This window comes from Streptomyces sp. NPDC014734 (assembly GCF_043083325.1).
In the GTDB taxonomy this organism is placed as follows: domain Bacteria; phylum Actinomycetota; class Actinomycetes; order Streptomycetales; family Streptomycetaceae; genus Streptomyces.
This window is the reverse complement of sequence record NZ_JBIBYN010000030.1, coordinates 14150-34362: the sequence shown is the minus strand read 5'-3', so window position 1 is coordinate 34362 and position 20213 is coordinate 14150. Positions and strand designations below refer to the sequence as shown.

Here is a 20213-nt window from a genome sequence, read left to right as displayed (position 1 = left end):
CGGCAGGCGGGCCTCCGTCGCGGGCGTGGACGCACCTTGTTCTCCACGGCACTTCGAGTGGCGGGGTGGACTTACTAGGACGTCCAACTATATCTTCGGGGGACTAGGTCCGCGGTGCAGGGAAGCCGGTGTGAATCCGGCACGGTCCCGCCACTGTGACCGGGGAGTGTGCTGCCATCCACACGCCACTGGCGAGGTCTGCCGGGAAGGCGGGCGGTACGCGGAGATCCGGGAGTCAGGATACCGGCCGCGGAATGTTCCGTGTTTTCCACGAGGATGGAGCAGACACGCATGGCACCGGTCCGTACCCCCGACCACGACCCTGGTGATCCGGCGGAGCGCAGGCGACCCGTCGCGCGCTCGTAGACCTCCGGGGCCCCGGCCCCGTAGCTCGCTGTCCCACGGCTGTCCCGGCAGGACACACCTCCGTGTGCCCGGCTGCGGCCCGCCGTGCCATCCCCGGATCTCACCTGACGAGAGCAGGCAACCATGGTCCGTGAACTCACCCATTTCATCGGTGGCAAACACACCACCGGCACGTCCGGCCTCTTCGGCGACGTGTACGACCCCAACACCGGCACCGTCCGGGCCCGCGTGCCGCTCGCCGGCCGCGCCGACACCGAGACGGCGATCGCCGACGCGACCGCCGCGCAGCAGGACTGGGGGCAATGGAACCCGCAGCGGCGTGCCCGCGTCCTGTTGCGTTTCCTCCGGCTGGTGGAGGCGGAACGCGATTCCTTGGCCCGCCTGCTGTCGTCGGAACACGGCAAGACCGTCGCCGACGCGCACGGCGACATCCAACGCGGTCTGGACGTCGTCGAGTTCGCCGCCGGAATTCCCCATCTCCTCAAGGGCGAGTTCACGGACAACGCGGGCACCGGCATCGATGTGCACTCCTTGCGCTCCCCGATCGGTGTGGTCGCCGGAATCACACCGTTCAACTTCCCCGCGATGATTCCGCTGTGGAAGGCGGCACCCGCTCTCGCGTGCGGGAACGCCTTCATCCTCAAACCGTCGGAACGGGACCCGTCCGTACCGCTGCGGCTTGCCGAACTGTTCCTGGAGGCAGGCCTGCCGCCCGGCGTCCTGAACGTCGTCAACGGCGGCAAGGAAGCTGTCGACACCCTCCTGGAGGACCCCAGGGTGGGCGCGCTCGGTTTCGTCGGCTCCACTCCCGTCGCCGCGCACATCTACGCCACCGCCGCCGCGCACGGCAAGCGGGCGCAGTGTTTCGGCGGTGCCAAGAACCACATGATCGTGATGCCGGACGCCGACCTGGACCAGGCCGTCGACGCACTCATCGGCGCCGGATACGGATCGGCCGGAGAGCGCTGCATGGCGATCTCCGTGGCCGTGCCCGTCGGGCAGGAGACGGCCGACCGGCTCGTCGCCGCGCTCGGGGAACGCATCGCCGCGCTCCGGATCGGCCGCTGCGACGACCCGGAGGCCGACTTCGGCCCCCTGGTCAGCCGGGACGCCGTCGACAGGGTCCGCCGGTACGTGGACATCGGTGTCACCGAGGGCGCCGAACTCGTCGTCGACGGACGGGACTTCTCCCTGCCCGGCCACGAGGAGGGCTTCTTCGCGGGAGCGTCCCTCTTCGACCGTGTCACCTCGCGGATGCGGATCTACCGGGAGGAGATCTTCGGTCCCGTCCTGTGCGTGGTGCGTGCCGCCGACTACGAGGAGGCGCTGCGCCTGCCCAGCGAGCACCCCTACGGAAACGGTGTCGCGATCTTCACGAGGGACGGTGACACCGCCCGCGATTTCACCCGCCGGGTGAACACCGGCATGGTCGGCGTCAACGTCCCGATCCCCGTCCCCGTCGCCTACCACACCTTCGGCGGCTGGAAGCAGTCCGGATTCGGCGACCTGAACCAGCACGGCCCGGACGCCATCCGCTTCTACACCCGTACCAAGACCGTCACCTCGCGCTGGCCCTCGGGCGTCAGGGAAGGCGCGAGCTTCACCCTCCCGACCATGGGATGAGCGCCATGACCACCACCCTCACCGAAGACCAACAGGCCCTGGTGGAGACGACCCTCGACTTCGCGCAGGACCACCTGGCCCCGCACGCCCTCCAGTGGGATCAGGACAAGCACTTCCCGCTCGACGTGCTGCGCAAGGCCGCCGGGCTCGGACTCGGCGGTGTCTACGTGCGCGAGGAAGCGGGAGGCAGCGGCCTCGCACGCGCCGACGGAGTCCTCGTCTTCGAGGCCCTCGCCTCCGGCTGCCCCTCCATCGCCGGCTACCTCTCCATCCACAACATGGTCGCCTGGATGATCGACACCTACGGCGACGAGAGCCAGCGGGCACGATGGCTGCCACGCCTGTGCGCCATGGACGACCTGGGAAGCTACTGCCTCACCGAACCGGGCGCGGGATCGGACGCCGGCGCGCTCGGCACCCGCGCGGTGCGGGACGGCGACGACTACGTACTGACCGGAGTGAAGCAGTTCATCTCCGGGGCGGGCGCCTCCCAGCTGTACATCGTCATGGCACGCACCGGCGGAGAGGGGCCCGGCGGCATCTCGGCGTTCGTCGTGGACCGGGACGACCCCGGCCTGTCCTTCGGGCCGAACGAGAAGAAGATGGGCTGGAACGCCCAGCCCACCCGCCAGGTGATCCTGGACGGCGTCCGGTTGCCCGCGGACCGGAGGCTCGGCCGGACGGGCGACGGCTTCCGGATCGCCATGAGCGGCCTGAACGGCGGCCGGCTCGGAATCGCCGCCTGTTCCCTGGGCGGTGCCCGCAGTGCCCTCAGCAAGAGCCTCGCGTACCTCGCCGGCAGGGAGGCGTTCGGCGCCCGGCTCCTCGACGCGCAGGCCCTGCAGTTCCGCCTCGCCGACATGGCGACGGAACTCGCCGCCGCCCGCGCCCTCGTCCACCAGGCGGCCGAGGCCCTGGACCGCGCCGATCCGGGGTCCCCGCAACTGTGCGCGATGGCCAAACGCTTCGCCACCGACACCGGCTACGCCGTCGCCGACCGGGCCCTCCAGCTCCACGGCGGATACGGCTACGTGACCGAGTACGGCATCGAGAAGATCGTCCGTGACCTTCGCGTCCACCAGATCCTGGAAGGAACCAACGAGATCATGCGCGTCATCGTGGCCCGTGGACTGACGGAGGCGTTCCGGTGACCGCCGCCGAGGAACACGTGCTGCTCCGTACCGAGGGGCGCGCGGCCCACCTCACGCTCAACCGGCCGGCGGCGCTCAACGCGCTGACGCACGCCATGGTCCGGCGTATCGACGAGGCGCTGACCGCCTGGGAGAACGATCCGGCCGTGGAGACCGTGATCATCACGGGCGCGGGCGAACGGGGCCTGTGCGCGGGCGGCGACATCCGCTCCATCTACGAGGACGCGCGCGCCGGGGGCACGGCCTCCGCCGGCTTCTGGCGGGACGAATACCGGCTCAACGCCCGTATCGCGCGCTACCCGAAGCCGTACATCGCGGTGATGGACGGGATCGTGATGGGCGGCGGTGTCGGTGTCTCCGCGCACGGCAGCGTCCGCATCGTCACCGAGCGCTCCCGGATCGCGATGCCGGAGACCGGCATCGGCTTCGTCCCCGACGTGGGCGGCACCTATCTGCTGGCCCTCGCACCCGGTGAACTCGGCACCCACCTGGCGCTGACCGGCGCGCGGATCGGCGCGGGCGACGCGCTGCTGTGCGGACTCGCCGACCACTTCGTCCCCTCCGGCGACCTGCCCCGACTGCTGGACGACCTCGCCACGCGCCCGGTCCGGGACGCGCTCCGGCGCTGCGTCCGCCCGGCGCCGCCGGGTGAACTGGCGGGCCGTCGGCCCTGGATCGACGCCTGCTACGGCGCCGACACGGTCGAGGAGATCGTCGCCCGGCTTCGTGGCCATGGACCGGGCGTCGCCGACGCGACGGCGGACACCCTGGTGGCGAAGTCGCCCACCGCGTCGAAAGTCACGCTCGCCGCGCTGCGCCGTGCCCGGCGGCTCGGTCCGCTGGAACGTGTCCTGGAGCAGGAGTACCGGATCTCCACCGCCGCACTCGCCTCGCACGACCTGGCCGAGGGCATCCGGGCCCAGGTCATCGACAAGGACCGCAGTCCCCGCTGGGCACCGGCCGCTCTTGCCGAGGTCACCGACACGGACGTGGCGCGCTACTTCGCCCCGCCCGCCGGGGGCGAACTCCAACTGGCCACAACCACACAGGAGGTGCCGTGGTGAACAGCCGGCGCACGATCGGATTCATCGGCCTCGGGCACATGGGCGGCCCGATGGCCGCGAACCTCGTCGGGGCCGGGCACCGGGTCCTCGGCCACGACCTGATGCCCGAGGTCCTCACCGCGGCGGCCGGGACCGGTGTGGAGGCCGCCGGATCGTCGACGCAGGTCGCGGCAGCGGCGGACGTGGTGATCACGATGCTGCCGGCCGGACGGCACGTCCTCGGCCTCTACCGGGAGGAGGGTCTGCTGGCCGCCGCCCGGCCGGGCACCCTGTTCATCGACTGCTCGACCATCGACGTGGCCGACGCGCGCAGCGCCCACGAGGCGGCGGCCACCGCCGGAATGCGCGCCCTGGACGCCCCGGTCTCCGGGGGAGTCGTCGGCGCCGAGGCAGGCACACTCACCTTCATGGCGGGGGGAGGCGACGCCGAGTTCGCCGAGGCCGACCCGCTCCTGGCGGTCATGGGCGGGAAGACGGTGCACTGCGGCGGGCCGGGTGCCGGGCAGGCCGCGAAGATCTGCAACAACATGATTCTGGGCGTCTCGATGATCGCGGTGAGCGAGGCGTTCGTCCTCGGGGAGAGCCTGGGCCTGTCCCATCAGGCCCTGTTCGACGTGGCCTCCACCGCATCCGGCCAGTGCTGGTCCCTGAACGTCAACTGCCCGGTGCCGGGCCCCGTCCCGGGCAGCCCCGCCAACCGCGGCTATCGTCCCGGTTTCGCCGCACCGCTGATGGCCAAGGACCTGGGACTGGCCGCCGACGCCGCGAGAGCAGGCGGTGTGCACGCCGAACTGGGGCTGAGGGCGGCGGAGTTGTACGCGGCCTATGCCGAGGGATCAGGTGCGGACCACGACTTCTCCGGGATCGTCGGAACGATCAGGGAGCAGTCGGCGCCGCGGACGTCACGGAACGGAGACAGCACATGACCACAACGCGGTACGAGACGATCCGGGTCGAGCGCAAGGGGCGCAGCGCCCTTCTCACGCTCGACCGGCCGGGGGCCCTCAACGCACTCGACCTCAAGCTGATGAACGAGGTCGTCGCCGCGACGGCGGAGCTGGACCGGGACCCCGGCGTCGGCTGCATCGTCCTCACCGGATCGCCGAAGGCGTTCGCGGCCGGGGCCGACATCAAGGAGATGCGCCCCCGGAGCTACATGGACATGTATCTGAGCGACTGGTTCACCGCCTGGGACCGGCTCGGAGCGCTGCGCACGCCGACGGTCGCGGCCGTCTCCGGCTACGCGCTCGGCGGTGGCTGCGAACTGGCGATGCTGTGCGACATCCTGCTCGCGGCCGACACCGCCGTATTCGGCCAGCCGGAGATCAAGCTCGGCGTCATCCCGGGTATCGGTGGATCCCAGCGGCTGACCCGGGCGGTGGGCAAGGCCAAGGCCATGGAGATGTGCCTGACCGGCCGCACCATGGACGCCGCGGAGGCGGAGCGGGCCGGGCTCGTCTCGCGCGTGGTGCCCGCCGACGAGCTCCTCGGCGAGGCGCTCGCCGTCGCCGAAACCGTCGCGGGGATGTCCCTGCCCGTCGCGATGATGGCGAAGGAGGCGGTGTCCCGGGCCTTCGAGACGACCCTCGCGGAAGGCGTCCGCTTCGAACGCCGTCTCTTCCACGCCGTGTTCGCCACCGAGGACCAGAAGGAGGGCATGACCGCCTTCGTCGAGAAGCGCCCGCCCGGATTCACACACTCCTGAGCCGCGCGCCCGATCCGCACGACGGTGAGCGGCAGCCGCCCGGCCGCTCACCTGTCGTGGGCCCCACCGGAGAGGGAACGCGAATACGCCGATCGGGGCCCGACCCCGCACCGCGCCCGCGGCGGCATGCCGTCGTGCACGGCGTCGTTCACGGGCGGACACGGTGGCGGGCATTCGGGCCCGGTCCCACGGCGGTCCTGACGCGGCGGGCGGGGCGGCGCTACCCTGCGGCGGACAATCCTTCACTTGGAGGTACGCATGCGACGATCCGTCGCGCGGAATGTGTCGTTGTCGGCGGTTCTCGCCGCCGTAGTCACGATCGGGGCCGCCGCCCCCTCGTCGTCGTCCGCACCACCCGCCGCGCCGACCCCCAAGTCCCCGGTGGCTGTGGGGTACGGAGGCGCGGTCTCCAGCGTCGACGCGGATGCCACGGCCGCCGGGATCGAAGTGCTCCGCAAGGGCGGCAACGCGGTGGACGCCGCGGTCGCGACCGCGGCCGCACTGGGGGTCACCGAGCCGTACTCGGCAGGCCTCGGCGGTGGCGGCTACTTCGTCACCTACAACGCCAGGACGCACACCGTGGAGACCATCGACGGCCGGGAGACCGCCCCGCGCCGCGCCGACTCCTCGCTCTTCCTGGAGAACGGCAAGCCGATCGCCTTCGACGACGCCGTCACCAGCGGGCTGAGCGTGGGGACCCCCGGCACCCCCGCCACCTGGGACGCCGCGCTCGACGCCTGGGGCAGCAAGTCGCTGCGGGACGTGCTGAAGCCGGCCGTGCGGCTCGCCAGGAACGGCTTCGTCGTCGACAGCACGTTCCGCTCGCAGACCGAGGGCAACCAGGCGCGGTTCGCCGACTTCCCGGCGACCAGAAAGCTCTTCCTGCCGGGCGGTCGTCTGCCGGTGGTGGGCTCCGTCCTCAAGAACCCCGACCTCGCGCGCACCTACGAACTGGTGGGCCGCAAGGGCGTCGACGAGCTGTACCGGGGAGGGCTGGCCGACGACATCGTGCGCGCCGTGCGCACACCACCGGTGGACCCGAGGGCCGAACGAGTGGTGCGGCCCGGCGAGCTCACCACCAAGGACCTGCGGTCGTACCACGTGCTGCGGCAGGCCCCGACCGAGGTGCGCTACCGGGGCCTGGACGTGTACGGCATGGCGCCCTCCTCGTCCGGTGGCACCAGTGTCGGCGAGGCGCTCAACATCCTGGGCCCCACGGATCTCTCGAAGCTGAGCGAGGAGCAGTACCTGCACCGCTACATCGAGGCCAGCCGGATCGCGTTCGCGGACCGGGGACGCTGGGTCGGCGACCCGGCGTTCGAGGACGTTCCCACGCGGGAGCTGCTCAGCCGGCGGTTCGCCGCCTCGCGGGAGTGCCTGATCAAGGACGACGCGGTGCTGACCAGCCCGCTCGCGCCGGGCGATCCGCGGCATCCGGCCGCCTGCCGGACCGGCGGACCGGCCGCCCCGACGACGTACGAGGGGGAGAACACCACCCATCTCACGACGGCCGACAAGTGGGGCAACGTCGTCGCCTACACCCTCACGATCGAGCAGACCGGCGGCAGCGGCATCACGGTGCCGGGACGCGGCTTCCTGCTCAACAACGAGCTGACGGACTTCTCGTTCGCGCCGGCCAGTCCGGCGGTCCACGACCCGAACCTGCCCGGACCGGGCAAGCGTCCGCGGTCGTCCATCTCACCGACGATCGTCCTGAAGCACGGCAGGCCGGTGCTGGCCCTGGGATCGCCGGGCGGCGCCACGATCATCACGACCGTGCTCCAGTCGCTCATCGGCACGGTGGACCGGGGGCTCCCCCTGGTCGACGCCATCGCCGCGCCACGCGCCAGCCAGCGCAACTCGGCCAAGACGGAGCTCGAACCGGGGCTCTGGAACAGCCCGGTGCGCGCCCGGCTGGAGGCGTTGGGCCACGCCTTCACACCGAACCCGGAGATCGGGGCGGCGACCGGCGTCCAACGTCTGCCCGACGGCCGGTGGCTCGCGGCCGCGGAGACGGAACGCCGGGGCGGCGGATCGGCCATGGTGGTGCGACCGTCCGGGCATGCATGACATAGCGTCAATTATCTTGTGTACGGGGCTGGTTCGGTGCGGTAGTCGCACACCGAACCAGCCCCGCACTCTTGACGGGAACATGGTTTCGGGTTCATCGTGTCGGCGTCGGTAAGGAAAGTTTCCTAATAGAAGGGCACCCCCCTGTGCGTACTCGAACGCTCGCCCTCTCCGCCGCCTCCGCAGCCGTGCTCCTCACGGCCGCCGCCCTGACGCCCGCCGCCGGTGCCGCGCGACCGGCCGGTGCCGGGATCACGGAGGGCTCCGTCAGCGCGGCCGATCTGCTGGCCAAGGTCACCTCGTGTTCGCAGATATCCAACGGCAAGTACCGTACGGACGAGGAGACATCGGCGACCGTACCGGTCTGTGGCAAGAACGGCGCCGTGTTCTGGAAGGCCGACATGGACATCGACTGCGACGGCCAGATCACCAGCGCCTGCAACGAGGACACCGATCCCTGGTTCCAGGACGACACGGCGTTCCACACCTCCGACGACAAGCCGCTGAACGCGGAGAAACTGCCGTACGTCGTCGTCCCGAGCAGCAGCAGCATCTGGAACTACAGCAGCGCGGGAATCAAGGGCGGCGGCGTCGTCGCCGTCATCTACAACAACAAGGTCGAGTACGCCGTCGTCGGCGACACCGGCCCCAGCAAGATCATCGGCGAGGCCTCGTACGCCACCGCCAAGGCGCTCGGCATCGACCCCGACCCGGAGACCGGCGGTGCGGAGTCCGGCGTCACCTACATCCTGTTCAAGAACTCCCAGGCGTCACCGATCGAGAGCCACAACGCCGCGGTCACCGCGGGTGAGGCTCTCGCCAAGCAGTTCATCCAGAACAACTGACGGCGCGATCTGAACGGTTCACTCGCTCGCGGTGCCGGGAGGCCCGGCGGTGGGAAACGGGCCACCGCGTCCGACGGGGCGATTCACAACGCGGTGAGGACGCGCGGCCCGTCGTCGGTGATCGCGACCGTGTGCTCGGCGTGCGCCGCCCGGGAGCCGTCGGACGTGCGCAACGTCCAGCCGTCCCGGTCCGGGTGGAACGCGTCGGTGCCGCCGCCGATCAGCATCGGCTCGATCGCCAGCACCATCCCGTGCCGCAACGGCATTCCGCGGCCCGGCCGTCCCTCGTTGGGGACGGCCGGGTCCTCGTGCATGGACCGCCCCACGCCGTGGCCGCCGAACCCGTCCGGAATTCCGTAACCGGCCCCGCGGCACACCGTGCCGATCGCGTGGGAGATGTCCCCGATCCGGTTGCCGACGACCGCTGCCGCGATGCCCGCCTCCAGTGCCGCGAACGCCGTGCCGATCAGCCGGGTGTCCGCGGGGCGGGCGCGTCCGACGGTGAAGCTGACGGCGGAGTCGCCCGCCCAGCCGCCGAGCGTCGCCCCCGCGTCGATGCTCACCAGATCGCCGTCGCGCAGCCGCTGGTCGGTGGGGATGCCGTGCACGATGGCGTCGTTGACGGACGCGCAGATCACAGCCGGAAAGGGGGTGGGGGCGAAATGCGGCCGGTAGTTCAGGAACGGCGACCCGGCACCCGCCTCGCGCAGGACCTCGCGGCCCACCTCGTCCAGTTCGCGCAACGAGACGCCCACCGCCGCCGCCTCCCGCACGGCCGTCAGCAGCCGGGCGACGACCCGGCCGGTCTCGCGCATCGCTTCGATGGATGTGTCTGTCTTGAGCTTCACCATGCCAATTACTATACCGGTCCGAGCGGTATTAGAATGACGGCATGGTGCGAACACCCCTGACCCCGGAGGAACGCCGTCGCGGCGAACGCCTCGGAGCGCTGCTCCGCGAGGCGCGCGGCGCGCGCAGCATGACCGAGATCGCGGCGAACGCCGGGATCTCCGCCGAGACCCTCCGAAAGATCGAGACCGGCCGGGCCCCGACTCCCGCCTTCTTCACCGTCGCGGCCCTGGCCGGGGCGCTCGGGCTCTCCCTCGACGAACTCCTCACCCGCTGCGCCCCGGAGCCGGACGCGGTGCCGCTCGCCGGGTAGCCGGGACCTTCGCCGCGTTCGACGGGAGCGCCGGATCAGCCGGCGACAGCCAGTTGGATCCGCCGGTGACGGGCCCGGCCGGCAGGGTTCCCGTCCCGGTCAGGGCACTTCCGCCTCCTCGCTCCGCGCTCCGAGGTCCAGTCGCTGGACGGGGGGCCGGGCGGGTGACGGGTAGAACTGGCGGGCCCAGCGCCGGAACGGACCGATCGGACCGTCGCCGACGGTGAGCCGGGGCGGCTGCTGGTACTGCTTGTGGTTCCAGATCGGGAAGTCGGCCGCGGTGAATTCGCAACTGGACCGGAAGATGGCGCGGTCCAGCAGGCGGGCCGCGGTGCGGCTCACCGCGCGCGCGAGCGGAGCGGGGAGCCGGGCAGGTTCCGAGAAGGCGACGCGGTTCTGCTGGCGGAACTGCATGCGGTTGGGGGCGATCGCCGTCGGCAGCACCATCGTGCACATCCGCAGCCCCATCCGGGCCGTGTACACATCGACGTGCAGGCAGCCGAGCCCGTAGCCGTCCACCTCCACCTCGACGACGAAATCCCCGAGCAGGGGCGCCGATTCATGGGCCCGCATGGACAGGTGGAACGTGGTGTCGTCGTACGCGACGGGGCCGCCCATCTCGGCCTTCTTCCAGCCGTGCAGCGTGGCGAAATGGCCGATGTCCACCGAGTTCTCGATGACCTCCTGGGCGTTGCCGGCCAATTCCCAGGCGGCCCTTCGGGCGGGGCGGTGGCCGATCGTGTGCCATTCGGGGACGGACCAGTCCGGTGCCCGGCCGTCGTGATGCCGCCAGACGAAGACGGCGCCGTTGACCTCGTGCACCGGAAGTTGTGCCAGGGGTGTTCTCGGGGGCTGCGTGTCGTACCCCGTCCGCACACAGGTTCCGTCCGGGCCGAACGCGAAGGAGTGGAAGGGGCAGACCAGGTCGTCCCCCTCGACCTTCGCCAGACCGAGGTGCGCGCCGAGGTGCGGGCAGTACGGGCGGATGGCACGGACCGCTCCCGTACCGAGCCGGTACAGCACCACGTCCTGTCCCGCGAGGGGCCGGGTGAGCACGCTCCCGGGACGCAGTTCGTCGGAGAAGGCCAGCGCCGACCAGCCGCTCGGATACGGCAGGCCGGGCGCGCACGCGACATCGGCCGGTGTAGGGCCCTCGCTGATTCCGCGTCCGTACTCGCGTGACAGTCCCACGACGTCCCCTTTCACGACTGGTCGCCTGGAGGCTGCCCAGACCGTCCCGAGATCCTCGCGACTCCACGCGGATCACTCGAACGGGTGGGAATGGGAAGCGAGTTGACGTCTGTCCCGAAACGGTGCCGCGCCGCGGCGCCCGTCGCCGGGAGCGAGTGGCACCTCGCTGCCCGTCGCCGGTCAGCCCGGGGCCAGGCGGCTGAGCGACTCCCACTCCCGGTACTGCTCGGTCCGGGCCCGGTCCATGTCCCGCACCAGGTCGAACGAGCGCCCGCCGAGGATCAGGCGTCGCGGCGGTTGCGGCAGCCGGGCCAGTTCCAGGAGGGCCGGTGCGGCCGTGCGCGGATCGGGGCCCGCGTCGTCGCCCCACATCTCCGCCATGCGGGCGCGCAGCCCGTCGTAGGCCGGATCCGGTGCAGTGGCCGTGGTGCCCGCGGTGAACAACTCGGTGGCATAACCGCCCATCTGCACGACGGTGACCTTGATCCCGAACTCTTCGACCTCCCCCGCCAGTGCCTCGCTGACCGAGTCGAGCGCGGCCTTGCCCGCCCCGTAGAACCCGACGGAGGCCATGCCCCCGCCGGTCCCCATGGACGTGATCTGCAGGAGGCGTCCGGAGCCCTGTGCGCGCAGGTGGGGGAGGACGGCCTGGGCCACCCACACCGCGCCGAAGAAATTGACGTCGAGGTGGTCCCGGACCTGCTGCTCCGTGGCCTCCTCCACCATGCCGTACAGCAGGCCGCCCGCGTTGTTCACCACGACGTCGAGCCGCCCGAAGGCGGTCACCGCCCGCTCCACCGACTCGAACACGGCCCGGCGGTCCGAGACGTCGAGGGACAGTCGCACGAGGGCGTCGGGGTGCCGGGCGGCCAGGTCGGCGAGCGGCCCGACGTCACGGGCTGCCGCCACCACCCGTTCCCCCGCGGCCAGTACCGCCTCGGTGAACGCGCGGCCCAGGCCGCGGGACGCGCCGGTGATGAACCAGCATCTCGCGTCCGGTGCGGAGCGCACCGGACACACCGAATCCGTCGTAGTCACCGGATCCACGAAACCCCTCCTCGTATCCGCGACGGGCGTCGTGGCCGGCGGTCCGTGACCCCTGAGCACGCCCTTCGGCGAGACGATACGGTCTGTTTCGTTGGAGACGCTATCCAATAACCGGGAGCCGGACCAGGTGGTTCCGCCTTCCGGCTCGTTCGATCGGCCGGGACCGAGGGGGCGGCGGGCACCTGCCCCCTCGGTCCCGGCCGCGGGCGATCCCGCCGGTGCCTACCGGGCCCGCCGCTCGTACCCGACCAGGCGTACGCAGACGGCGAGCCCGGCGATGGCCTGCTCCAGCTCCGCCAGGCCCGGGTAGCTGGGCGCGATGCGGATGACGGTGTCGCGCGGGTCGTCGCCGTACGGATGCGTGGCGCCGGCCGGGGTCAGCACGATGCCGGCCCGCGCGGCGTGACGCACGACCTCCTCGGCGCAGCCGTCCGGCACCTCCAGGGTCACGAAGTAGCCGCCCTTCGGGGAGGTCCAGGTGGCGAGCCCGGTACCGCCCAGCTCGGCGTCCAGTATCCGTGCCACCGCCTCGAACTTCGGCTGCAGCAGGGCGCGCTGGCGCTCCATGTGCGCGCGCACGCCGTCGGCGTCGCGCAGGAAGAGGACGTGCCTCAGCTGGTTGATCTTGTCGGGGCCGATCGACCGCTTCGCGTTGTTGCCCAGCAGCCACTGCACGTTGGCGGGCGACGAACCGAAGAAGGCGACGCCCGCACCGGCCGCGGTGATCTTCGACGTGGACCCGAAGACGAACACCCGGTCTGCGTTGCCGGCCCCGGCGCAGGCGGCGAGCAGGTCGGCGATCTCGACCGGTTCGTCGGTGAGGTGGTGGGCGGCGTAGGCGTTGTCCCAGAAGATCCGGAAGTCGGGTGCGGCGGCGCTCATGGCGGCGAGCCGGGCCACGGTCGCGTCGCTGTAGCAGACGCCGTCCGGGTTGCTGTACTTCGGAACGCACCAGATGCCCTTGACCGTCGGGTCGTCGGCGACGAGCCGTTCCACGACGTCCATGTCCGGGCCGTCGGCGGTCATCGGTACCGGGATCATGTCGATGCCGAACCGCTCGCAGAGCGCGAAGTGCCGGTCGTAGCCGGGCACCGGGCACAGGAACGCGATCCGCTCCTGGTCCACCCAGCGAGACTCGGCGCCCGGCAGCACGTCGAGGAGGGCGTGGACCAGGCAGTCGTGCATCAGCTCAAGGCTGGAGTTCCCGGCAGCGAGCAGCTGGGGGGCCGGTACCTGGAGGACCTCGGCGAAGATCTCCCGGAGCTCGGGCAGCCCCTGCTGACCGCCGTAGTTGCGTACGTCGGTGCCGTCGGCGGCGGTGTGCCGTCCACCCGGCAGGGACAGCAGGTCCTCGCAGAGGTCGAGCTGGTCGGGCGCGGGCTTGCCCCGGGTGAGGTCGAGCGAGAGCCCGAGCCCCACCAGCTCCCGGTAGTCCCGGCGGGCGCGGTCCAGAAGCCCGTGCGGGGTGTCGGGGTTCGGCTCGGTGGTCATGGTGGTTCCTCTCGCAGATGCCGCGTGAACGGGGTCTGCCGCGAGAATACAAACCGTGCGGGAGGGCGGACCGGGCGGGAGACGCCGGCCCGTGGGTGCCTCTCCCGGAGCCGGTGCGCAGCCGGTGCGGCCGGTCCGGACCGGGCCGGTACGAGCGGGCGGCGACCGCGGACCGGGCGGGCGCCACCTTCCCCGCATGTGGACCGCACGGGTGCGAAACATGATCGACTCCGCCGGTTCGCCGCGATGGTCTTGCCCCGCTGTGTGACGGGGCCTACGTTCTCCTCTACGCACGTCTCTACGGGCGTAGAAACGCGTTGAGGCTCTCTGACGCCGCGTCGAAGGAGCAGCTCATGTCCCACGTCGTACGCGCCGCACTCGTCCAGGCGACCTGGACCGGCGACACCGAATCGATGATCGCCAAGCATGAGGAACATGCGCGCGAGGCCGCCCGCCGGGGCGCGAAGATCATCGGCTTCCAGGAGGTGTTCAACGCCCCCTACTTCTGCCAGGTGCAGGATTCCGCACACTACCGCTGGGCCGAGGCCGTCCCGGACGGCCCGACGGTCCGGCGGATGCGGGAACTCGCCCGCGAGACCGGCATGGTGATCGTCGTGCCGGTCTTCGAGGTCGAGCAGTCCGGCTTCTACTACAACACCGCCGCCGTCATCGATGCCGACGGCTCCTATCTCGGCAAGTACCGCAAGCACCACATCCCGCAGGTCGAGGGGTTCTGGGAGAAGTACTACTTCAAGCCGGGCAATGCCGGCTGGCCGGTCTTCGACACGGCCGTCGGCAAGGTCGGCGTCTACATCTGCTACGACCGGCACTTTCCCGAAGGCTGGCGCCAACTGGGCCTCAACGGAGCACAGTTGGTATACAACCCCTCGGCCACCTCGCGCGGCCTGTCCGGATATCTCTGGCAGCTGGAGCAGCCCGCGGCCGCCGTCGCCAACGAGTACTTCGTCGCCGCGATCAACCGTGTCGGCCAGGAGGAGTACGGCGACAACGACTTCTACGGCACGAGCTACTTCGTCGACCCGCGCGGTCGGTTCGTCGGTGACGTCGCAGGCGACAAGGAGGAGGAGCTCGTCGTCCGCGACCTCGACTTCGGGCTCATCGACGAGGTCCGCCAGCAGTGGGCGTTCTACCGGGACCGCCGGCCCGACGCGTACGAGGGACTGGTCGAGCCGTGAGCAGCCTGTACGAACGCCAACGCGCCGTCGGTCCCGACTGGCTGGCGCTCTATTACAGGCATCCGCTGGAGATCACCCACGGCGAGGGCCGTCACGTCTGGGACGCCGACGGCAGGCGTTACCTCGACTTCTTCGGCGGCATCCTCACCACGATGACCGCACACGCGCTGCCCGAGGTGACCAAGGCGGTCAGCGAGCAGGCGGGGCGGATCATCCACTCCTCCACGCTCTACCTCAACCGCCCGATGGTCGAACTCGCCGAGCGCGTCGCCGCGCTCTCCGGCATCCCGGACGCGCGGGTCTTCTTCACCACCTCCGGCACCGAGGCCAACGACACCGCGTTGCTCCTCGCCACCGCGTACCGCCGGTCGAACCAGATCCTCGCGATGCGCAACAGCTACCACGGGCGTTCGTTCTCCGCGGTCTCCATCACCGGCAACAGCGCCTGGTCGCCGACGAGCCTGTCTCCGTTGCAGACGCTCTACGTGCACGGCGGCGTCCGCGGCCGGGGCCCGTACGCGCACCTCGGCGACGCGGAGTTCATCGCGGCGTGTGTGGCCGATCTGGAGGACCTGCTCGGCCACACGCACGCGCCCGCCGCCCTGATCGCCGAACCCATCCAGGGCGTCGGCGGGTTCACCTCGCCGCCCGACGGGCTGTACGCGGCGTTCCGCCGGGTGCTCGACCGCCACGGGGTCCTGTGGATCTCCGACGAGGTGCAGACCGGATGGGGCCGCACCGGCGAGCACTTCTGGGGCTGGCAGGCGCACGCGGAGAACGGCCCGCCGGACATCCTGACCTTCGCCAAGGGCATCGGGAACGGCATGTCGATCGGCGGTGTGGTGGCCCGCGCCGAGGTCATGAACTGCCTCGACGCCAACTCCATCTCGACCTTCGGCGGATCCCCGGTCACCATGGCGGCCGGTCTCGCCAACCTCTCGTACCTGCTGGAGCACGATCTGCAGGGCAACGCCCGACGCGTCGGCGGACTGTTGATCGAACGTCTGCGCGCGGTCGGCGCCGCTTCGGAGTGTGTACGGGAAGTGCGCGGCCGGGGGCTGATGGCCGGGATCGAACTCGTGAAGCCGGGCACCGACGAGGCGAATCCCGAGGCGGCGGGCGCCGTGCTCGAAGCGGCCCGGGAGGGCGGCCTGCTCATCGGCAAGGGCGGTGGCCACGACACCAGCGTGCTGCGGATCGCGCCGCCGCTCTCGCTGACCATCACGGAGGCGGAGGAGGGCGCGGAGATCCTGGCAGAGGCCCTTCGGGCGGCCGGGTGAGGACGCCGACCGGGCGCCGGTGACGCGGGTGGCATCGGTGGCCGGGCGCGCCGAGGGCCGGGCCCCGGTGGTCCCGGGGCCCGGCCGGAGGATCAGCCCCGGTGGCCGGTGGGGCGGGTGAGGTCCAGGGTGCGGACCGGGTCGAGCTCGCCGTGATAGGCGAGGTCCCGGTATCGCACGTCGGTCACGGAGAGCGTGGCCGCGGCGACGCCCCGGGGGACGGTGACCTTGAACGTCACGGAGCCGTCCTTCTTGGTCGTGCCGGTCAGCGTGTGCACCGTGCCGCCCGCCGTCAGCTCGGTGGTGACCTTCGCGTCCTTCACCGGCTTGCCCTGGGCCGTGCGCACCACGGCCTTCGCCGTGACCTTCCAGGGGGAGTCGGAGCCGGGGCGGCCGAGCAGGTTCGTGTCGGCCGCCAGTGACCCGACGGCGAGCTGCGACGGCGGGCCGGGCTGGGCGAAGGAGACCTGGTCGACGGTCCAGAAGGCGCTGTTGGTGCCGGTGTAGCGGAAGCTCAGCCGGGCCGACTCGGCGCCGGCGGGGACGGCGAGCTCCAGACGCTCCACGGTGTTGACGTCGCTCCGGTAGGACCTGACGAGCTGCGGGGCGCCCCCGTCGTACGCGACGTACACGTCGCCGGTCTGGGGCCCGTCGACGCGGTAGTCGGTGGCGAACGAGACGGTCGCGCTCGTCGCCCCGTTCAGCTTGTACGCGGGGCTGACCAGAGTGGAGTCGAACTGCCCGGCGGCGTGCGCCTTGTCGTCCCACTCGTCGGAGTCGGCGACCGCGAACACGTCGCGGGCGCGGACGTTGGTCTCGCGGCCCTGGCCGCGCTCGGTGTTGGACCAGAACTCGTCGGTGGCGAAGGCCCAGCCGCGCCATTCGGTGACGCCGCCGGCGGGCATCCTCGAGTTGTCGATGGACCAGCCCTCGGGCGCGGTGTTCGTCCAGCCCCTGGTGTCGGCCGGGAGCTTCGTCTCGTCGACGGGGCCGCGGAGCGAACCGCGCAGCGAGTCGAAGGCGTCGGGCTCCAGCCGGTCGAGCGCCGTGCCGTCGAGGTTCCAGGCCGGGTCGGTGGCGACGCCCTCGTGGCGCAGGACCGTCGGCGCGATGTCGGTGATCTTGACGTCGTGGCGCACCGAGCCGGGGGCGATGCCCTGGCCCCGGGCGATCACGAACGTGCCGCGCTCCAGCGGGGTGTTGCCGCCGTGGCCGCCGGTGGGGGTGTGGCCGTGGTCGGCGGTGACGACGACGAGCCAGTCCTCGTCGGCGTAGGTCGGACGGGAGGCCACGGCGTCGAGCAGTCGGCCGATCTGGCCGTCGGCGGTGTTCAGGGCCTTGAGGTAGGCGGCGCTCGCGGAGCCGGTGCTGTGACCGGCGCCGTCGACCTCGTCGAGGTGGACGAAGGCCGAGTCGGGGTTGCCGTGCGCGAGGTAGTCCGCCGCCTTGGTGGTGGTGCCCTCGTCGTTGCCGCCCGCGATCCGCAGATCGGTCTTCTCCCCGAATATCTTCTGCGGGATCGGACTCCAGGTGCCGACGACCAGGGTGGAGACGTCCGGGTCGGCGGTCTCCAGCCGGGTCGCGTAGTCCGGGTACTGCCCGTAGTTCGGGTTGGTGAAGTCGTTGTCCTTCACGTTGTGCTTGTCGGGCCAGACCCCCGTGGCGATCGACGACCAGCCGGCCCCCGATACGGTCGGGGCCATCGGGGCGGCGTAGAGGTTGCTGCGTGCGGTCAGGCCCTCGGCCATGAGCTGGTTCAGACGCGGTACGTCGGCACGCGAGAAGGCGTCGAAGGTGGCGCCGTCGATGCCGATGACCAGGGTCTTCGCCTGCTTGGTGCCGGACGGCAGGCCGGCGTACGGGGCGGTCGGCGCGGCCGTGGAGTCCTGGGCGTGGGCGACCGTGGTGGCGAGCGGCAGAGCGACGGCGGCGACGGTGGCGGCGGCCAGCACCGTACGCGCGGAGCGCGACAGGGACACGTGATCCTCCGGGATCGGTCGGTGGACACCGGGCAACGGGGGCGCCCGGTGAGGTGTTCAGACTCGCCTCCGGTGGTGAGCGGACCGCGCCGCGCACGGGACCGGAGCGTGAACCGTACCCAACATGTGGACCAGACCCGTCATCATTTCGTTATGAAGGGGTCGCCGGGCGGAGGGTGTCGTTCCCGGTCGTCGGATCCCGATGCGTCGTTCCCGGCCGCCGGATCCCGATGTGTTGTTCCCGGCGCCGGATCCGCCTGCCGACGGATTCCGGTGTGCGTCCGGTCGCGCCGGGGTGTGCTCTGGGCCGGTGGAGTGCCGGGAGGGGGAAACGGAAATGTCTTCGGCGGTTGGCCGCCGCGGTATTGCCACAGTGGGTAACCCGCTTCTACGTTCGTCACCACACGCCGTATCTACGTGCGTAGATGGCCCGTTCCGTCGCTGCGAGGAGGGGTTGCCCGGCCTGAACGGTGCTTTGACCCGCCGGAACGGACCGGTGCCGGGAGCGGCCGGGGCGGCTCGCCGCGTCCGGCTCTTCGACGCCTTCCCGGCGACGCCCCGGGGACGGGCGGCGCCGACGTTCCGGCCCGCACGCCAGTACCCCCGTATCCGACGCGAATGGAGCAGAAGCTGTGACCCGCACTCTGATCACCGGCGGCCTGGTCATCACCGCCTCCGACGAACTCCACGCCGACGTGCTCGTCGAGGGCGGCCGGGTGGTGGCCATGGCCACCCACGGCAGCCATGGGTGGACCGCCGACCGCGTCATCGACGCCACGAGGAAGTACGTCATTCCCGGCGGTGTCGACGCCCATACGCACATGGAGATGCCGTTCGGCGGCACGCTCGCCTCGGACACCTTCGAGACGGGGACCCTGGCAGCGGCCTGGGGCGGCACCACCACCATCGTCGATTTCGCCATTCAGCCCAGGGGCGGTTCGCTCGTCGAAGGGCTCGACGCCTGGCACGAGAAGGCGGACGGGAAGTGCGCCGTCGACTACGCCTTCCACATGATCATGTCCGATGTGAACGAGTCCTCGCTCAAGGAGATGGACGCGCTCGTCTCGGCCGGCGTCACCTCGTTCAAGCTCTTCACCGCCTATCCGGGGGTCTTCCTCTCCGACGACGGCCAGATCCTCCGGGCCATGCAACGGGCCGCCTCCAACGGGGGTCTGGTGATGACACACGCGGAGAACGGTCTCGCGATCGACGTTCTGGTGGAGCAGGCGCTGGCGCGTGGCGAGAGGGACCCGCGCCACCACGGCGAGGTCCGCAAGGCGCTCCTGGAGGCGGAGGCGACACACCGGGTGATCCGGCTGAGCCAGGTGGCGGGTGCTCCCCTCTACGTGGTCCACGTGTCCGCGCAGGAGGCGGTCGCCGAACTCGCGCGCGCCCGAGACGAGGGCCTGCCCGTCTTCGGCGAGACCTGCCCGCAGTACCTCTTCCTGTCGACCGACAACCTGGCCGAGCCCGGATTCGAGGGCGCGAAGTACGTCTGCTCCACCCCGCTGCGCCCGGTCGAGCACCAGGCGGCCCTGTGGCGCGGGCTGCGGACCAACGATCTCCAGGTGGTCTCCACCGACCACTGCCCGTTCTGCTTCAAGGGGCAGAAGGAACTGGGCCGGGGGGACTTCTCGAAGATCCCGAACGGCATGCCGGGCGTCGAGAACCGCATGGACCTGCTGCACCAGGCCGTCGTCGACGGGCACATCAGCCGTCGCCGCTGGATCGAGATCGCCTGCGCGGCGCCCGCGCGGATGTTCGGCCTCTATCCGAAGAAGGGCACGATCGCCCCCGGGGCCGACGCCGACATCGTCGTCTACGACCCGCACGCGAAACAGGTCATGTCCGCCCGGACGCATCACATGAACGTCGACTACTCGGCCTACGAGGGCAAGCGGGTGACGGGACGGGTGGAAACGGTGCTCTCCCGCGGCGTTCCGGTGATCGCCGGCCGTACCCATGTGGGGCACGCGGGGCACGGGTGCTACGTGCCGCGGGGGATCGGCGAGTACGCCGGCTGAGTGCTCCTGTGCCGACCGC

At 71.1% G+C, this 20213-nt stretch carries 16 protein-coding genes and 1 riboswitch; of the genes, 11 read left to right on the top strand and 5 right to left on the bottom strand.

All coding sequences use genetic code 11. From position 1 onward, the window contains the following. The first annotated feature begins 88 nt into the window (after positions 1-88). A riboswitch (cobalamin riboswitch) is annotated at positions 89-267 on the top strand. A 222-nt stretch (positions 268-489) separates the two neighbouring features. The 7 genes from ACF1CT_RS33075 (at position 490) to ACF1CT_RS33045 (ending at position 8824) form a co-directional block, all read left to right on the top strand. Continuing rightward, entirely contained in the window at positions 490-1989 is a 1500-nt protein-coding gene (locus ACF1CT_RS33075) for a CoA-acylating methylmalonate-semialdehyde dehydrogenase (RefSeq protein WP_391787706.1), read from the top strand. Continuing rightward, on the top strand, positions 1986-3140 hold the full coding sequence (locus ACF1CT_RS33070) for an acyl-CoA dehydrogenase family protein (RefSeq protein ID WP_391787705.1): 1155 nt from the start codon (positions 1986-1988) through the stop codon (positions 3138-3140). Before ACF1CT_RS33075 ends, ACF1CT_RS33070 begins: the two co-directional genes overlap by 4 nt. Further along, positions 3137-4204, top strand: coding sequence for an enoyl-CoA hydratase/isomerase family protein (locus ACF1CT_RS33065; RefSeq protein ID WP_391787704.1), 1068 nt, complete (start codon positions 3137-3139; stop codon positions 4202-4204). The genes ACF1CT_RS33070 and ACF1CT_RS33065 overlap by 4 nt, the downstream gene beginning before the upstream one ends. After that, positions 4201-5130 carry a 3-hydroxyisobutyrate dehydrogenase gene (gene mmsB, locus ACF1CT_RS33060; protein WP_391787740.1) on the top strand — a complete coding sequence of 310 codons (930 nt, stop codon included), beginning with the start codon at positions 4201-4203 and terminating at the stop codon, positions 5128-5130. The genes ACF1CT_RS33065 and mmsB overlap by 4 nt, the downstream gene beginning before the upstream one ends. Then, positions 5127-5909, top strand: coding sequence for an enoyl-CoA hydratase (locus ACF1CT_RS33055; RefSeq protein WP_391787703.1), 783 nt, complete (start codon positions 5127-5129; stop codon positions 5907-5909). The genes mmsB and ACF1CT_RS33055 overlap by 4 nt, the downstream gene beginning before the upstream one ends. Positions 5910-6167: 258 nt before the next feature. Next, a complete protein-coding gene (gene ggt, locus ACF1CT_RS33050) occupies positions 6168-7979 on the top strand; it encodes a gamma-glutamyltransferase (RefSeq protein ID WP_391787702.1) in 1812 nt (603 codons plus the stop codon). Positions 7980-8125: 146 nt separating this feature from the next. Further along, entirely contained in the window at positions 8126-8824 is a 699-nt protein-coding gene (locus ACF1CT_RS33045) for a glycoside hydrolase family 75 protein (RefSeq protein WP_391787701.1), read from the top strand. 83 nt (positions 8825-8907) lie between these two features. On the opposite strand, the gene map is transcribed toward ACF1CT_RS33045, so the two are convergent. Continuing rightward, positions 8908-9675: a type I methionyl aminopeptidase gene (gene map / locus ACF1CT_RS33040; protein WP_391787700.1), complete on the bottom strand. Its 768-nt coding sequence runs from the start codon at positions 9673-9675 to the stop codon at positions 8908-8910. A gap of 41 nt (positions 9676-9716) precedes the next feature. Between map and ACF1CT_RS33035 the strand changes: the two genes are divergently transcribed. Continuing rightward, on the top strand, positions 9717-9986 hold the full coding sequence (locus ACF1CT_RS33035) for a helix-turn-helix domain-containing protein (RefSeq protein WP_391787699.1): 270 nt from the start codon (positions 9717-9719) through the stop codon (positions 9984-9986). Between the two features lie 99 nt (positions 9987-10085). On the opposite strand, the gene ACF1CT_RS33030 is transcribed toward ACF1CT_RS33035, so the two are convergent. The 3 genes from ACF1CT_RS33030 to ACF1CT_RS33020 all read right to left on the bottom strand — a co-directional run bounded on the left by ACF1CT_RS33030 (position 10086) and on the right by ACF1CT_RS33020 (position 13715). Beyond that, a complete protein-coding gene (locus ACF1CT_RS33030; protein ID WP_391787698.1) occupies positions 10086-11177 on the bottom strand; it encodes a Rieske 2Fe-2S domain-containing protein in 1092 nt (363 codons plus the stop codon). A 180-nt stretch (positions 11178-11357) separates the two neighbouring features. Continuing rightward, positions 11358-12224 carry an SDR family NAD(P)-dependent oxidoreductase gene (locus tag ACF1CT_RS33025; protein ID WP_391787697.1) on the bottom strand — a complete coding sequence of 289 codons (867 nt, stop codon included), beginning with the start codon at positions 12222-12224 and terminating at the stop codon, positions 11358-11360. 222 nt (positions 12225-12446) lie between these two features. Next, positions 12447-13715 (bottom strand): aminotransferase class I/II-fold pyridoxal phosphate-dependent enzyme, encoded by a 1269-nt coding sequence (locus tag ACF1CT_RS33020; protein ID WP_391787696.1) that lies wholly within the window; start codon positions 13713-13715, stop codon positions 12447-12449. 353 nt (positions 13716-14068) lie between these two features. Between ACF1CT_RS33020 and ACF1CT_RS33015 the strand changes: the two genes are divergently transcribed. Together ACF1CT_RS33015 and ACF1CT_RS33010 are read left to right on the top strand one after the other, a co-directional pair. After that, positions 14069-14911 (top strand): nitrilase-related carbon-nitrogen hydrolase, encoded by an 843-nt coding sequence (locus ACF1CT_RS33015; RefSeq protein ID WP_391787695.1) that lies wholly within the window; start codon positions 14069-14071, stop codon positions 14909-14911. After that, positions 14908-16191, top strand: a complete 1284-nt coding sequence (locus ACF1CT_RS33010; protein WP_391787694.1) for an aspartate aminotransferase family protein — start codon at positions 14908-14910, stop codon at positions 16189-16191. Before ACF1CT_RS33015 ends, ACF1CT_RS33010 begins: the two co-directional genes overlap by 4 nt. Before the next feature lie 92 nt (positions 16192-16283). Here ACF1CT_RS33010 and ACF1CT_RS33005 read toward each other — a convergent pair whose 3' ends face one another. Beyond that, a complete protein-coding gene (locus tag ACF1CT_RS33005; RefSeq protein ID WP_391787693.1) occupies positions 16284-18170 on the bottom strand; it encodes an alkaline phosphatase family protein in 1887 nt (628 codons plus the stop codon). Positions 18171-18802: 632 nt separating this feature from the next. Between ACF1CT_RS33005 and hydA the strand changes: the two genes are divergently transcribed. Further along, on the top strand, positions 18803-20194 hold the full coding sequence (gene hydA, locus ACF1CT_RS33000) for a dihydropyrimidinase (RefSeq protein WP_391787692.1): 1392 nt from the start codon (positions 18803-18805) through the stop codon (positions 20192-20194). Positions 20195-20213 lie beyond the last annotated feature (19 nt).